The 13,839-nt window shown below is 56.9% G+C and carries 12 protein-coding genes and 1 pseudogene; 2 read left to right on the top strand and 11 right to left on the bottom strand.

The annotated features are described in order from the left end of the window. Positions 1-119: 119 nt before the first annotated feature. The 6 genes and pseudogenes from ACQQ2Q_RS18975 to ACQQ2Q_RS18950 all read right to left on the bottom strand — a co-directional run. Positions 120-440: pseudogene (locus ACQQ2Q_RS18975) on the bottom strand (IS6 family transposase); the annotation flags it as partial. Positions 441-598: 158 nt separating this feature from the next. After that, positions 599-1,588 carry a TRAP transporter substrate-binding protein gene (locus ACQQ2Q_RS18970; RefSeq protein ID WP_428188691.1) on the bottom strand — a complete coding sequence of 330 codons (990 nt, stop codon included), beginning with the start codon at positions 1,586-1,588 and terminating at the stop codon, positions 599-601. Between the two features lie 27 nt (positions 1,589-1,615). Then, a complete protein-coding gene (locus ACQQ2Q_RS18965; RefSeq protein WP_428188690.1) occupies positions 1,616-2,908 on the bottom strand; it encodes a TRAP transporter large permease in 1,293 nt (430 codons plus the stop codon). A 9-nt stretch (positions 2,909-2,917) separates the two neighbouring features. Continuing rightward, positions 2,918-3,418, bottom strand: coding sequence for a TRAP transporter small permease (locus ACQQ2Q_RS18960; RefSeq protein ID WP_428188689.1), 501 nt, complete (start codon positions 3,416-3,418; stop codon positions 2,918-2,920). Further along, positions 3,403-4,836 (bottom strand): mannitol dehydrogenase family protein, encoded by a 1,434-nt coding sequence (locus ACQQ2Q_RS18955; protein ID WP_428188688.1) that lies wholly within the window; start codon positions 4,834-4,836, stop codon positions 3,403-3,405. Before ACQQ2Q_RS18955 ends, ACQQ2Q_RS18960 begins: the two co-directional genes overlap by 16 nt. Positions 4,837-4,844: 8 nt before the next feature. Then, complete coding sequence (locus ACQQ2Q_RS18950) at positions 4,845-5,882, bottom strand: L-idonate 5-dehydrogenase (RefSeq protein ID WP_428188687.1); 1,038 nt, start codon at positions 5,880-5,882, stop codon at positions 4,845-4,847. Positions 5,883-6,092: 210 nt separating this feature from the next. Here ACQQ2Q_RS18950 and ACQQ2Q_RS18945 point away from each other — a divergent pair, with 210 nt between their 5' ends. Both ACQQ2Q_RS18945 and ACQQ2Q_RS18940 read left to right on the top strand, forming a co-directional pair. Continuing rightward, a complete protein-coding gene (locus tag ACQQ2Q_RS18945) occupies positions 6,093-6,935 on the top strand; it encodes a MurR/RpiR family transcriptional regulator (RefSeq protein WP_428188686.1) in 843 nt (280 codons plus the stop codon). A gap of 153 nt (positions 6,936-7,088) precedes the next feature. After that, entirely contained in the window at positions 7,089-9,044 is a 1,956-nt protein-coding gene (locus ACQQ2Q_RS18940) for a bifunctional 5-dehydro-2-deoxygluconokinase/5-dehydro-2-deoxyphosphogluconate aldolase (protein ID WP_428188685.1), read from the top strand. Positions 9,045-9,666: 622 nt separating this feature from the next. Here the strand turns inward: ACQQ2Q_RS18940 and ACQQ2Q_RS18935 are convergent. The 5 genes from ACQQ2Q_RS18935 to ACQQ2Q_RS18915 form a co-directional block, all read right to left on the bottom strand. Further along, on the bottom strand, positions 9,667-10,938 hold the full coding sequence (locus tag ACQQ2Q_RS18935; RefSeq protein ID WP_428188684.1) for a TRAP transporter large permease: 1,272 nt from the start codon (positions 10,936-10,938) through the stop codon (positions 9,667-9,669). Then, the gene (locus ACQQ2Q_RS18930) at positions 10,935-11,426 is read right to left on the bottom strand and encodes a TRAP transporter small permease (protein ID WP_428188683.1); all 492 of its coding nucleotides are present in this window, start codon (positions 11,424-11,426) and stop codon (positions 10,935-10,937) included. Before ACQQ2Q_RS18930 ends, ACQQ2Q_RS18935 begins: the two co-directional genes overlap by 4 nt. Positions 11,427-11,496: 70 nt before the next feature. Beyond that, positions 11,497-12,531 (bottom strand): DctP family TRAP transporter solute-binding subunit, encoded by a 1,035-nt coding sequence (locus ACQQ2Q_RS18925; RefSeq protein WP_428188682.1) that lies wholly within the window; start codon positions 12,529-12,531, stop codon positions 11,497-11,499. A 55-nt stretch (positions 12,532-12,586) separates the two neighbouring features. Next, entirely contained in the window at positions 12,587-13,507 is a 921-nt protein-coding gene (locus ACQQ2Q_RS18920) for an NAD(P)-dependent oxidoreductase (RefSeq protein ID WP_428188681.1), read from the bottom strand. After that, positions 13,500-13,838, bottom strand: coding sequence for a putative quinol monooxygenase (locus ACQQ2Q_RS18915; protein WP_428188680.1), 339 nt, complete (start codon positions 13,836-13,838; stop codon positions 13,500-13,502). Before ACQQ2Q_RS18915 ends, ACQQ2Q_RS18920 begins: the two co-directional genes overlap by 8 nt. Position 13,839 lies beyond the last annotated feature (1 nt).

Below are 13,839 nucleotides of genomic sequence, written 5' to 3'. Positions count from 1 at the left end.
CGATGTCTGCGGCCCGGATTTCTGTCTCATATTCGCTTCCTTTGATTGAGCTACGATGAGCCGAAAATCCTCTCTTCTCAATTAAACCAATTCTGTCTCATAGGCGCTGATGTCGGACAGATTTCTTCAAGAACGGTGCGATGTTGAACGACCGCACGCCATAGCCTAAATTTCTCACCAGCGCATTTCAAAACGCCTTCGTCCAGATGAAAACATCGCCTGGGCGCCGCTGTCGCCGCCACAAGTTGCGAGCAATCTGGGGTCCGAACTTGGCAATACGGCGGCGGACCGTCTGGTAAGAAACGTCGACACCTCGCTCAAGAAGAATTTCCTCAATGTGACGCAGGCTCAGATTAAACCGCAGTTTAAAACCAGACCGCGTGAGCTATGATTTGCGCAGGAAAACGGCGACGCTTGAAACTGATATCGGATGTTTGCATCGTTGAAATCTAAGGCCAACCAGAAAAACAGGCAATTGCGGACCAGTTAACCTGACAACGGCCTCGCGGGAATTGTAACCGCTGTTCAGGCTATATCCAGGGGCCCTCACCACTATACGAGGCTGCAATATCGCAGCCTCGTATCAGTTCGAAAGAAATTATTGTGCGGACGACTTTATGATTGCCACGGCCTTATCGGCCCATTCAGCACCACCGATCTGGTCGTAAAACTGCGGCCACAGGGCCTGCGCTGCGCTCTGCCACTTTTCTTCGTCCTTTGGCGCACCATGAAGCGTAACGCCCCGCTTGGTCAGCTCTGCAATCGCTTCATCTGTCTTCTCAGCAGAAACTTGGCGGCCATAGTCAACAGCCTCCTTGCCGGCCCTGACGACTGCCTGCTTGATGTCGTCTGGATAGGACTGGAATATGCGCTCGCTGATGACCAGCGGACCAGTCCACATCATGTAGTGAATTTCGGTGATGTCGGACTGCACTTCATAGAATCGCGACGAAATCGCCGTGGTGTAGGGATTTTCCTGTCCGTCGATAACGCGTTGCTGAAGTGCTGGGAAGACTTCGGCCCAGTCCATCGGAATGGGCTCAATGCCCCAGCTTTTGAAGGTCTGGATGGCGATGTCGTTTGGAGACACGCGGATCTTCAGTCCCTTCAAATCATCCAGCGTTTCGACCGGCTTGTTTGTAGTCAGAACTCGGAAACCCTTTTCCATCAGACCGAGAGCGCGAACGCCTGCCTCCTGGGTAATGCGCTCGTTCAATGGCTCCAGCAGCGCATCCATGGCCTTATGGGCCTGGCTTGTGCTGTTGTAGGCGTAGGGCAGCATCAGCACACCAGCTGATGGAGCAAGCGGCATGAGGTTGCCGGTATAGAGGATTTCAGCGTCGATAGAGCCCATTCGAAGAGACTGCGCCACTTCGGATTCGCCGCCCAGCGAGTTGTTGGGGTAAATCTGAACCTCGACCTTACCGTCTGTATATTGCTCGACAAGTTCCTTGAACTTCACGGCAGTCAGGTGCGTCGGGTTGCTCTCGTTGTCGCCGTGCGACAGACGCATGGTAAAGTCGGCAGACCACGCGAACTGGCCTCCCGCCAGTACCATGGCGACCGCAGCGATGGTGGATTTCAACATGTATTTCTCCTCCTGCATTAACTTCAGTTAGTAGATGAACCCGAGCAACCGTGGCAGAAACAAAGTAAGCTGGGGAACAAAGGTGACGAGCAACAGCACGCCAATTTCCGCAAGGATCAGCGGGATCGCTGCCTTGCTGACCTCTTCAACCGTCGCATTGCTGATCTCGCTTGCGACAAAGAGGTTTACGCCAAGGGGGGGCGTCGAATAGCCGATCTCGCAGGCTATGACGAACATAATACCGAACTGGATCGGATCGATTCCGGCGTTTACCGCCACGGGCAACAGCAACGGCGTCAGGATGATCAACTGGGTGAGGGTCTCCATCCACATACCGACAAAGATCAGCAGAGCGATGATCAACAGGATCAACACGACAGGGTTGTCGAAGGTATTGATCATTAGGTTCGAGAAGTTCTGTGGCACCTGGAAGATGGTGAGGACACGGCCAAGAAGTCGACCGCTGACCAGCACGAACAGCACCACCCCGGTCAGTCGTACCGCATAAGACATGCTGTCGACAAAATTGTTTATCGTCACTGTGCGATAGATAAAAATGCCGACAAACAAAGCATAGAGCACCGAGACAACCGAGGCTTCGGTCACAGTGAAGATACCGGTGTAAATGCCTCCAAGAATGATCACAGGGGCGAGGATCGCCCAGCGGGCCTCCCAAGCGGCCGTTCGAATGGCCTTGAAGCTACGGCCATCGGGATTGGCAACAGCATAACCGCGACGTTTAGAAATAATGCGCGACGTTGCAGTCAAGGCAACGGCCAGCAGAATGCCGGGCACGACGCCGGCCACGAACAGTCCGGTAATGGATACCTCTGCCGTGATTCCGTAGATGATCATCGGAATAGAGGGCGGGATGACAACGCCGATACCACCAGCATTGGAAGTGATCGCCGCAGCAAAGGACTTGTGATAGCCCTCCTTGATCATTGTCGGTATCATGATCGAGCCGATCGCAGCAGCCGTTGCCGGCCCGGAGCCGGAGATCGCGGCAAAGAAGGTGCAGGCGACGATGGTCACTGTGGCGAGGCCACCGGGTGTGGGACCGACCAGCGAGCGCGAAAATGCGATAAGCCTTGAAGTCAGCCCACCCTTTTCCATCAGAACGCCGGCGAGCACGAACATCGGCACGGCAATGATCAGGAAATCGTTGACCGCTGAATAGGCCGCCTGCACGACGAACGACAGCGGGATATTTGCAACCACCATGCCGGCGACTGCGGCGAGGCCAATCGATACTGCCACGGGCACGCCGAGGAACAGGAAAACGAAGAAGGCGAGTGTCAGAATAATTGGTGCGCTCATGGTCCTGCCTCAGTCGTCCAGCCGTGTGTCGATGACCGTGGTTTCGGCATCGGTCCAGCGGCGGATCATTACCTGGATCACCCGGATGCTCATCAGCACGAATCCGAGTGGTACGATTAGCTGCACCCACACGAGGTTGATGCCCGTGGTCTGCGAAATTAGAGGAAACTGAAACATGTCGACGATATAGATTGAGCCGAACCAGATGACGATGCCGTTGAATATCAACCAGATAACGTCAGCAAGGGTCAGCATGACTTTTTGACCCAGGGGTGGCAGCATCATGATCTGTACCGAAACCCTAATGTGGCGATCCTTTGCGGCCGCAACGACAAAGCCGAAATAAACGGCCCAGACGAAGAAGAAGCGCGAGACCTCCTCGATCCATGCAAAGGACCAGCCAAGCGCGTAGCGACCGATCACCTGCATGCTGAGCAGAATAAGAACGACGGTCATCAAAAATGCACCAATCCACTCCTCTATGGATCGATGTCTCAGGAATTCGGGCATGTGCTGTCCTCCTGTAGGTCGGTGGCTGCTTTGGCGATCAGGGCGCGCGGTGTTTCGGTGGCTAGAGCGCTCAGCATCGCGACAAGGCGCGAACGGAACCGTGCATCTTGACGGATCGGGCCCTCGAACAGATCGAGGGCGAGAAACCCGTCTGCAAGTGCCTGGGTATCACTGTCAGCCTCTGTTGTGATTTGCGTGAAACGAGCGCCAAGCGGATCCTCGATCGGGATTGCTCTACCTGCTGCATCGCGTCCGGTATTGTAACGCATCCATGCCGCAATTGTGAGCGCATAGAGGTTGCTATATTCCTCATTGTCGAGATGGTGTGCCGCAGCCTCGACGATGCGTTGACCGAGCTTAAAGGAGCTGTCGGTTCCGATCTGGGTCAACTGGTGACGGATGTGTGGATTACGTAGCCGTTCGAGCGTCAGCCGGCCGTAAGCCTCCAGATCCTCTCCGTCAGGGCACACGAGGGTGGCAGCCTGCGCTACGACAAAGCGGGATAGCCATTGAGCAAGAACGGGGTCGGCCGCCGCTTGCGCCGAGGTGGGAAAGCCCGACAGCGCCCCTATATGCGCCAGCGCAGTCTGAGCACCATTGAGAATCCGGTGTTTCATCAGCTCATAGGGTGCAACATCTTCAACAATCTGCACACCGACTGTTTCCAGCGGTGGAATGGGGCCGGCGAAACGCCGCTCGAGAACCCACTGGCTAAACGGCTCCGCAGCCACGCCCAGCGCGTCGGGCTGCCCGGCGAGAGCAGCGATTGCGGCGCTGGCTTCGGCATCGACGCGGGGAACGATACGGTCGACCATCGAAACCGGGAATGTGACATTTGCCATCATCCAGTCGGACAGTTGCGGGCGGGTGCGGCCCACGAATTCTCTCATCACCGCTTCGAGCAGGCGGCCATTGGCCGGAATATTGTCGCAACTCGCAAGCGTGATGCCGGAAAGCCCGTCCAGACGACGCCGGTCAAGCGCCAGCGCCAGCCAACCAATCGCGGTGACGGGAGCGTCGGGTGTGGCCAGATCGCCTGAAATGGCGGCATCATCGAGACGCTGCGTGCCTGGCACATGACAATATCCCTTCTCCGTCAGGGTCATGGTCACCAGTTGCAATGCGGGATCGCTGAGCATGTCTTCAGTGGCGGCATCGAGCACCTCATAGAGGCTTTCGACCTTATTCAATTGTTCGCCATTCTCGTCGCGCAACAACACGTGATGGCGACCGCCCTGGTTGGCGTGAATCGCCGAAAGATGAGGCGGAAAAAGACATATGGCCCGAATGCCAGCCTGCAAATGGCCAGCTCTGATCAATGCGTCGGCATAAAGAGCCTGATGCGCTCGGTGAAACGCACCCGGACCAATATGCAGGATTGACGCTGCCTTCTTTGTCGGCGCTATGTCTGAATTCATGGTCATCATCAAGCGTCGAAGCTCAGCAGAACCTTGACATTGGTGCTGCGGTCGGCTGCGGCGGCAAAAGCCGTCGCGGCCGCATCCATGGTGTACCGGCCCGTGATGAATGACGAAAGGTTGACATTGCCTTGAGTAATCTGCTGGACCGCCAGATCGAATTCGTCGAGGAAACGATAGGCGCCGATCAGAGTGATCTCGCGGGTCAGCAGTCCAGCCAGAGAAACCGGAGCAGCCGGCGGGAGGAAGCCAACCTGAACGATCCGTCCCCGGGGACGCGTCAAACGGATTGCCATGTCGAGGGCAGCCGGAGAACCTGCACATTCCAGTGTGACGTCGACTTCACCAATCGCGGTTTCGGCCGCGGCTGTCAATTCAGCGTTGCCGACCTTGAAAGTTTCTGCGCCCGAGACTTCGGCGATCCGTTCCAGCGCAGGTTCGGCGATATCGGTGACAATCAGGCGGCCAGCACCAGCCGTTCTGGCAGCGACTGCCACCAGACTGCCGATTGTGCCAGCGCCGGTGACCAGCACGGTAGCGCCGGGCGTGATTTGCGCCAGCGCAACGGCATGCAGAGCAACGGCAAAGGGTTCACACATTGAGGCGAGCGCCAGATCGAAGCCTTTTGGCAATGGTCGGCATTGAGCGGCCAGGACCACGGGGCGCTCGCAAAAACCTCCATGGGTATGGGGTTGGTGAGCCGCGCTGCCCATATAGCGCATTGATCGGCAGAGATGGGTGAGCCCTGCTGCGCACTGATCGCAAACATGGCAGGGGCGTGACGGGTTCACCACGACGGGCTGGCCGATCGAAAGACCGGTCACGTCAGAAGCGACCTCGCAAACGATACCGCTGAATTCATGGCCCAGGATCATCGGTTCGCGTACGATAGAATTCGCGACGCGGCCATGCTGGTAGTAATGCAGGTCGGAGCCGCAAATGCCGCCCCACGCAAAGTCGAGCCGGACCTCGCCCTTCTCCAACGACAGTTCTGGCCATTGCTGCACCGCCATCTGGCCAGCAGCATGAATTACGCACGCCTTCATAAATCCTCCCTGGGCCGACATCCCACCAGCCTCCTCCAGACAATAGAATGAATATTCTTTTTTCCGCAAGCATAAAATGTATGTTGCATTTCGATCGGTTTACCAGCCTTACGCGCAGGCCAGCGAACATCCGCACAAAGGCCTATACTTGGTGTTCCGTGGCAGATAATTTGGAATGAACATTCCATGGCGAGTCGGAGACTTCATCGCATGAGCAGCAAGACGCCGCGGCCCGATAGCTTTGACGAGCTATGTGAAAGGCTGGCCCGAGATCGGGAAACCATGCCCAAACGGCTTGCCCAGACCGCAACCTATATGTTTGGCCATCCCGACGAAGTCGCCTTCGGCACGGCCGCTACGATTGCGCAAGCTGCAGGTGTGCAACCTTCCACGCTCGTGCGCTTTGCTAAAGCCATCGGATTTGATGGGTTCTCAGATTTGCAAACATTGTTCCGTGAGCGGTTACGCGACCGCAATCAGAGCTATGAGGTGCGGCTCAGCGCCCTGGATCATGGTAGCGAAGGCGATGAAGGTCGGCTCCTGCTTAGCGGGTTCATTGCAGCAGGGCAGGACTCGCTTGCCCGCCTGGAGCAAGACTTCGACAGTGCTGCATTTGATCGCGCGAGCGCACTCCTGGCGTCCGCCGAGACTGTTTATCTGTGCGCCCGCCGCCGTGCGTTCCCCCCTCTTATCCAGATGCGTTATGCCTTTGCCAAATTGGGGATCCGCAGCGAGATTTGCGGTTCGATCAACGGCATCGACGAAGACCTTCTCGCGATGGCAACTCGGCAGGATGCTGCGATCTTCGTCAGCTTCCTCCCCTATTCCGACCAAACGATATCAATGGCACGTCAGTTGAAGGAGCAGGGCGTACCGATTGTTTCGATCAGTGATTCTCCGCTGTCTCCACTCGTTCCCTTGTCGGAGGTATGTTTCAAACTAACGGAAGCGGATTTCGCAGGTTTTCGTACGCAGGCAGCAGCCATCACGCTGGCGATGGCGCTGACGGTCGCGGTGGCCGACAAACGACGTCGGCACGGCCCGCAGGCGTAATCCAGAATTGGCATTAGGCAAACGGTCGAGCGAAAAATATAGAACATACATTCCGTATTGACTTACTTTTGGAATTATAGTTTCAAGAATTCCAATAGAAGATGCGCCCGGGCGATCGGGTACATTAGTGAGGTCGACGGGAAGGATGTTGGGATGAGCGCTTCGACAAAAGCCGCAGCACATGAAGTTTCGAAGGCACAGGAAAAAAAATGCCGGCTCGACGTGATCACAATCGGTCGCTCTTCCGTCGATCTCTATGGTCAACAGATCGGATCACGGCTCGAGGATATCTCCAGCTTTGCCAAGTCTGTCGGTGGCTGCCCGACTAATATCGCAGTTGGTACGGCACGGCTGGGCCTACGCTCAGGCTTGATTACCCGTGTGGGCGGCGAACAGATGGGCGGGTTCATCCGTGAGCAACTTGATCGCGAAGGTGTTGACACGAGCGGCGTGCGCACGGACCCCACTCGGCTTACGGCACTCGTGCTTTTATCAGTCGAAAACGACCACAGCTTCCCACTGATTTTCTACCGAGAAGACTGCGCCGACATGGCGCTGGAGGTCGGGGATCTGAATATCGAACAGATTGCATCTTCGGCTTCAGTGCTGGTGACGGGCACGCATTTCTCCCGGTCGAACACAGCGGCAGCCCAAATGCGTGCGATCGAAATTGCCCGTGCCAACAACCGCAAAGTGGTGTTCGACATCGACTATCGACCTAATCTGTGGGGCCTTGCAGGCCATGCCGCCGGTGACCAGCGCTACATTGCATCAGGTGAAGTGTCGGCCAAGTTGCGCGGCGTTTTACCCCTGTGCGACTTGATTGTCGGCACGGAAGAGGAAATTCTGATCGCATCAGGCGAAAGCGATTGTCTGGCGGCAGTGCAGGCGATCCGGGCATTGAGCAAGGCGACGATTGTATTGAAACGTGGCCCGATGGGCTGCATCGTCTACGAAGACGGCGATATTTCCAGTCTTGAGGACGGTATCGTCGGCCAGGGCTTCCCGATCGAGGTCTATAACGTTCTCGGCGCGGGTGATGCTTTCATGTCGGGCTTCCTGCGAGGTTGGCTGCGCGATGAACCGTCGATGACATGCGCCACCTGGGCCAATGCCTGCGGTGCGTTCGCGGTATCGCGGCTGCTTTGTGCACCGGAGATCCCGACATGGTCGGAACTAGAATACTTTCTGAAGCACGGAAGTCCGCATCGTGCATTACGCAAGGATGTCGAATTAAATCATATCCATAGTGCGACGACTCGCCGGATCGATCTGCCACAAGTGATGGCATTTGCCATTGATCACAGGTCCCAGTTGGTGGAATTGGCCGAAAAGGCCGGTGTTCCGCTGGGGCGCATTGAAGCGCTGAAAGTCCTTGCGGTCGAGGCGACAGCCAAAGTCGCCAACGGGCGACGCGGGTTCGGGATGCTGCTGGATGAGCGATTTGGCCGACCGGCAATGGCGCGGGCCAGCGAAATCGGGCTGGATTGGATCGGACGTCCGGTGGAAGATCCAGGCTCGCGTCCGCTCAGGCTAGAATATGGTCAAGACATTGGCTCGCAGTTGGTTGCATGGCCAGTCACGCATTGCATCAAGGCGCTCACCTTTTATCATCCAGACGATTCAGCATCTCTCAAAGCGGATCAGATCAACACGCTGAAGCAACTTTATTCCGCCGCACGCAGCGTTGGCCGTGAACTCCTGATCGAGATCATTGCGTCGAAGAGTGAGAGTGTGAACTCCGACACTGTTGCCGCCGCTATCCGGGAAATTTATTCTGCAGGCATTCGGCCCGACTGGTGGAAGCTTGAACCACAGAATGATGCTCTCGCCTGGAGAAATATCGAGGCGGCTATTACCGAGAATGACGTATGGTGCCGCGGCGTTCTCCTGCTCGGGCTCGATGCTCCAATACAAGACATCATTCCGGCCTTCGCACTCGCCTCCGAATCTTCAGTTGTCAAAGGTTTCGCCGTTGGCCGCACGATCTTTGCAACAACAGCTACCGATTGGCTAGCCGGGCGCATCAACGACGAAACCGCAGTCAAACAAATGGCAGAGCGCTTCCAGACACTGGTTGACGAGTGGCTTTTCCTGCGACCACTTTAGCGTCTGGATCATACCGCCCATGCTTCTTAAGACGGATTTCAGCCGTCGCTATCGGGCTGATTGTCCGGTTTATCCTCGATGCGTACCCACCCCACATTCTCGGAGTGATCAGGCTGCGATCTAAGCCGCCTGCTTATGGCAGGCAAACAGCATGAGGCAAAGTTCCAGTGGGCTATAGAAAGCTGCATTTGGACGTTGATGCAGACAGTGGCGAGATCATGCCCATCGCCTGACAGACCGGCACACCGGCGATGCGTCATAGCTGGATGGGCTGGTGGATTAGATCATTGATCGACCAACTCAATGCCGATGGAGCCTTTGATGGATATTCAACCTACAGCGTAGTTCTCGGTCAAAGCGACGGCGCGAGGATCGCCTGTCCACAGTTCTCTGACGCAGTGGAAAGGCTCAACGTCAAACAGACAGAAGCTACGATCAACGTCGCCATTATTAAACCGACTGCTCCCCTGCGAACGCCCAAAATCCGTTCGCATCCATTACTCGACGAGAGCAACCAAATAAGGTGCGCATCAAAAACTGAATTCCGGGCATATTTTTATTTGCACCAGCGTTCCATGACGATGCCGCGGCAAGCGACGGACTGGTCGCGAGCACGCTCTTATCAGGTCAGTAATCGAGCCGGCCAGAGCACAATTTCCGGGAATGCCGCCACCAGCACCAGCACAATGACATTGAGAATGTAGAAGGGAATGGTCGCCAGTGTCAGCCGCTCTACCGGGATTCGCGCCACCTGGGCGGTCGCAAACAGGCACGTGCCGACCGGCGGCGAGGCGAGACCCACAGCGAGACATGCAGTCATGAAGACAACGAAATGTAGCGGATCGACGCCCGCAAGAACCGCGGCTGGCATCATCACCGGGATTAACATCAATGCTGCGGCAACAATATCCATCAGCATACCGACGATCAGAAAAACGATGCCCATAAGAAGCAGAGTGGCAAAGCCACTGCTCGCGACATTCGACAAGATACCCGCTGTCTTGTTGGGCAACAGATCAACCGTGAAGATGAAGGTTGCCGCGTTGGCAACCATCAAGATCAGCAGCACGGAACCCGCGGTGCGGCCCGAATGTACAATCAGCGGGACCAGATCGCGAAGATTGATCTCACGATAGACTAGAAAGCCGACAAGAAAAGTGTAGAGGACCGCGAGACCTGCTGCTTCCGTCGGAGTGACGATGCCGGAAAACATCCCGGTAAGGATAATGATGGGAGCACCGACGGCAGGCATAGCGCGACCGATGGCCCGGAAGCTGTGGCCCGCGCCATGCCGAGTCATTTCACCATAGCCGCGGCGCCAGGATATGTATCCGTTATATGCAGCAAGTGCGACTGCAAGCAAAATCCCTGGTCCAAGACCGCCGGCCAGCGCCGCACCCACCGACTGTCCCGAGGACGAGGCAGCGACGATCATCAGGATGCTCGGCGGCACCAATGTTGCCAGCGTCGCTGTAATAAGTGTCAGTGCCGCGGAATAAGGTAACGGATAGCCGCGCGCCGTCATCGCCCGAATGGTAATCGGGCCAAGGCTGGCGATATCTGCGACCGATGAGCCAGAAATCCCGCCGAAAACGAAACTCGAGGCGATGTTGACATAGCCAAGACCACCGCGAAACCGGCCGACCACGGCTTCTGCAGCGTCGAAAATCCGTTCCGACAAGCCGCCGCGCTCCATGATCTGCCCGGCCAGAATGAACAGCGGCACTGCAATCAACAGAAACGAATTGATCGATGTGGCCATGTTCTGGGTGATCATTGACACCGGAAGATCATAATACCACAGCGTAATCACCGCCGAGAGCCCGAGCGACAGCGACAGGGGAACACCGAGCAAGGCGATGACACCGAAGAGAACGAGAAGGGCAATGCTCATAGGTTGTGCTCCATTGCCACGTCATGCTCGACAATCAGCAAGACTACATGGGTGATGGCACCGATCGGTGCAAGCACCGCGCCGATTATCAGAGGCAGCGTCGTGATCCACATCCCGATCTGAAGGATGGGGGAAATCTCGCCGAAGCGGATCTGCTGCTGCATCAGCTTGAACGCGAACCAACTGACGATGGCGAAGAACACCAGTGCCGCGAGCGGGGTGAGTAGGCGAAGATACTTCTGAATTCCTTCCGGCAAACCCTCGGCGAACAGACCAAGCGAGGGATGAGTGCCGTAGCGAAAGCCGGTGGCCATGCCGAGAAATGTTGTCCAGATGAAGAGGAAACGCGACAATTCCTCAGTCCACGGCGCTGAATGGCCAAGGAAGCGCGTCGTTACCTGCGTGCAGATCAGCAAGACCATGCCAACCGCTGCGATGAATATCGCCACGTCAACAAGCCACCACAAGGCCCGGTCAATTGTCCGCATCTGGTTCTCCTCCCGTTTGAGCGGCCAGCGGATCTGTTCAGATCCGCTGGCCCTTGGTGTTGGCTATGTTTCAGCTCTTCAGGAATTGCATGCTTGATTTCATGAAGTCGGCGCCGATCTTCTCTTCGAATTCCGGGTATATCGTATGCGCGAGCTCCTGGGTCTTTTCCAATTCGCCCGGTTCAAAATGGTTGACTTGCATGCCGAGACCCTTGAGCTTGACGATGATTTCTTCTTCTTGAGCAATCTCCTCGTCGTCATGCTTTTTGACCATGTCGGTGGCGGCCTTGCGCACGGCATCCTGATGCTCGGCTGGAATCTTCTCCCAAGCTGATTTCGACAAAGCAAGCAGGAACGAGTCGGCCAGGTGCTGCGTCATGTTGAGGTGCTTCTGCACTTCGAACAGCTTGTTGTTAAATGGCACTTCAACCGGGTTTTCCTGGCCGTCAATCGTCTTCAGCTGCAGCGCGCTGTAGACCTCTGAGAATGCCATTGGCGTCGGGTTGGCACCCAGCGTCTGAAACAGCCGCACCCAGAGTGGATTGTTCGGCGTACGAAGCGTTAGCCCCTTGAAATCAGCAAGCTTGGTGATCGGGGTTTCCCGAGTGGTCACATCGCGGAAAGTGCGCAGGAAGATACCGAGGCCGACAATGTCCAAGCGCTCCAGCGAGGTGAGGAGCGTGTTGCCCGGTTCACCACCAAGATAGCCGCGCAACTGGTCATAATCCTTGAACAGATAAGGCAGGCTGATCGCATTCATCCGCGGTTCAAAGGAGGCATACACACTGCTGGCGAGAATGAGGCCATCAAGCGAGCCGCCGCCGAGCTGGTTGACGGCCGCATTCTGGTCCTTGCCGAACAATATACCGTCGGCAAAGACCTGAAAAACGACTTCGCCGCCGGTGCCTTCCCTAGCGAAATCGGCAAACTGCGTTGCAGCACGGCCAACCGAGGAATCGGCAGGATCCGGCACGGCCAGTCGCAATGTGGTGGCGGCGCGCGCGCTGCTGATGAGGGCAGGGGCTGCCAATGCCAACGCCGCAGCACCACTGCCATATTTCAGCAGCGAGCGGCGGTCGATCTTCGAATTGAATACGGTCTTCATGGTCTTTTCCTCCCAAATTCGGACAGTTGGCACTGGGCCGGTTAACCGCGTCGCGTCAGGCAGTCAGCGGCGCGTATTCCTCAGGCGGCAGTCCGTTCCGCCTGGAAAGCTCGAGAATGATGGCGCTGTGGTCGAGATCGCCGCCACCGTGGTCGACGAGATCATTGAACAGCTTGTGTGCGAGATTGAGCATCGGCAAATCGAGTCCAAGCGCCGAAGCGGTGGATCGCGCCGCAGCGGTATCCTTGATCTGGTATTTTGCAGGCCCGCCTGGCGCAAACGCGCCTTCGATCATGCGCTGGCCGTGCAGGTCGAGGATGCGTGAGCCTGCAAATCCAACCATCAGCGCTTCGCGGACACGGGCGATGTCTGCCCCGCCTTGACGGGCAAGAAGTAGCGCCTCCGCCACGGCGACGATTGTGCTTGCAACTGTCAGTTGATTGACCAACTTGGTCAGTTGGCCGGTGCCCACCGGTCCGATATGAACCGGCCTCCCCATGGCGGCAAAGATCGGTGTGGCAGCTTTCACATGCGCGGCGCTACCACCAACCATGATTGACAAGGCGGCGCCGACAGCCCCAACCTCGCCGCCGGATACCGGTGCATCGAGATAGGCAATTCCTGATCGGGAGGCCAGTTCAGCCTGCGCCTTGGCGGTCTCGACAGGGATAGAGCTCATAACGATTAGTAACGCTTCTGATCGCATGGCGCCAACCGCACCGCCTGGCCCGAACAGCACCGCGTCGCAGACTGGTCCTGAACTTAGCATCACCAGCACAGCATCTTGGCCGGCCGCGGCATCCGCCGGGGTTGGGGCAATCGACACACCGTCAACGGCAAGCCTTTCGGCCTTGCCGGGGTTCCGGTTCCAGGCAGTGACGGCAAAGCCAGTGCGTGCCAGATTGCGGGCCATAGGCGCACCCATGATACCTGTGCCAATAAATCCGACGGTGCGGATGACATGAGCTTCAGACATCGACGAGATCCCTGTGGTTGTGCTCACATGAGAAGAACTGAACCGGGCGTTCGGCATTGACCAGAGCCGGAAATTTCCGCCGGAACACATCCAGATGGGGAGTTTGGAGATGCGCATCGAAAGCGTCGCGCGACAGATAGACCTCGTAAAATGTCACGAGGTCTGGCTCTTGCTCCGACATGCAGATGTCAAACTGTAGGCAGCCCGGTTCATCGGCAATGGAATGTCGGGCATCGTCCCTGGCGATGGCGAGGAATTCCTCGCGCAAACCCGTCTTCACTTCGAACTGGGCGACAACCCCAAATGCTGACGTGGTTGGCTTCGCCTCCATG

It is taken from the genome of Agrobacterium sp. ES01, assembly GCF_050320885.1.
Taxonomy (GTDB): domain Bacteria; phylum Pseudomonadota; class Alphaproteobacteria; order Rhizobiales; family Rhizobiaceae; genus Allorhizobium.
The sequence above is the reverse complement of the archived record's forward strand: the minus strand, read 5'-3'. Positions and strand labels throughout refer to the sequence as shown.